Here is a 1,082-nt window from a genome sequence, read left to right as displayed (position 1 = left end):
CTGCCCGAGCCGCCGGGGCCGGGCGAGGAGCTGCCGGAGCCGTCCGTGGTGTTCGTCGAGGGTCCGTCGCCGGCCGGGGCGCGTGGTCTCGCCGCCGCCACCGGGGGGCGGTGCGTGCCGGTGGTGGTCGGTCCGGTCCCGGCCGGCCGCTGGTCGCTTCAGCTCGACGTGGACGACAACGTGAACGTGGACGTGGAGGCGGGCGGCGGGGACTGAACGCCGCGCAGCACCACCGGCAGCGGTCCACCCGCCAGCCCGGACACCGCCTGCCAGACCCCGTCCCGGGCCCGGTGGACCCGGTCCACCTGGACCCGGTCGTAGGAGCGGCTGGTGAGGATCAGGTCGACCCCCGCCTGCCGCAGCCGCTCCGCGCGACTGCGGGCCAGCGGCAGGGCGGCGAGGGCGTCGGCGGTGGCCTCGACGTCGACGGTGCGGCCGCGCGGCACCCGTACCTCCACGAGCAGCCGCCCGGCCCGCGCCGCCGGCCGCCGCCGGGACAGCGGCAGCCAGCCCGGTGCCAGGCCGCGGGACCGCGCCGGCAACAGCGCGTACGCCCGCCGGGTGCCGTGCGCCGGCCACCGGCTGACGTCGTGCGGCAGCCCGCCGCTCGACGCGCTCGCCGGCGCGGACCGGATCCGCAGCGACCCGCCGTCGAGCCCGTCGGCGGGTTGGAGCCCGCCGTCGTCGGTGGCCCGGAATCCGTCCAGCACGCGCGCCCGGTCCAGCCGGCCGGCCGGCAGCAGATAGGTGTCCGGGGCGCCGAGCAGATACTGCAGGCGCGCCGGGACGTGGGAACGCAGCACCTGCACCGGGATCGCGCCGCCCGGGGAGATCCGGACGCGCAGGAGGTCCGACCGGTGCGGCGCGGACCGCGGGTCGAGGTGGGCGACCAGGAACAGCTCCGCGCTGGGTACGCCGTCGGTCGCCGCCCGGTCCAGGTCGCCGGTGACCGGCACGAACGCATCGAACGCGGTGACGTTGACCTGCTGGCCGGGGCGCAGCCACGGTGGCCCGTACCGGCCCGCGCGGCGGGTCTCGGCGGCCAGCGTCGGGCGGGCCGAGGGCGCCGGCCGGCCGGCCTC

At 79.2% G+C, this 1,082-nt stretch carries 1 protein-coding gene and 1 pseudogene; one reads left to right on the top strand and one right to left on the bottom strand.

Features of this window, described 5'->3' with window-relative positions; all coding sequences use genetic code 11:
- The coding region (locus ABZU52_RS32485) for a hypothetical protein (protein ID WP_354974728.1) at positions 1-216 on the top strand (216 nt) is incomplete at its 5' end.
- Here ABZU52_RS32485 and ABZU52_RS32480 read toward each other — a convergent pair.
- Positions 159-1,082: pseudogene (locus tag ABZU52_RS32480) on the bottom strand (hypothetical protein); the annotation flags it as partial. The gene ABZU52_RS32485 and the pseudogene ABZU52_RS32480 sit on opposite strands and share 58 nt — an antisense overlap.

The sequence above is a fragment of the Micromonospora sp. NPDC005220 genome (assembly GCF_040607895.1).
GTDB lineage: Bacteria > Actinomycetota > Actinomycetes > Mycobacteriales > Micromonosporaceae > Micromonospora.
Note: the sequence above shows the minus strand (reverse complement) of the source record. Positions and strands in the feature narration are given on the sequence as shown.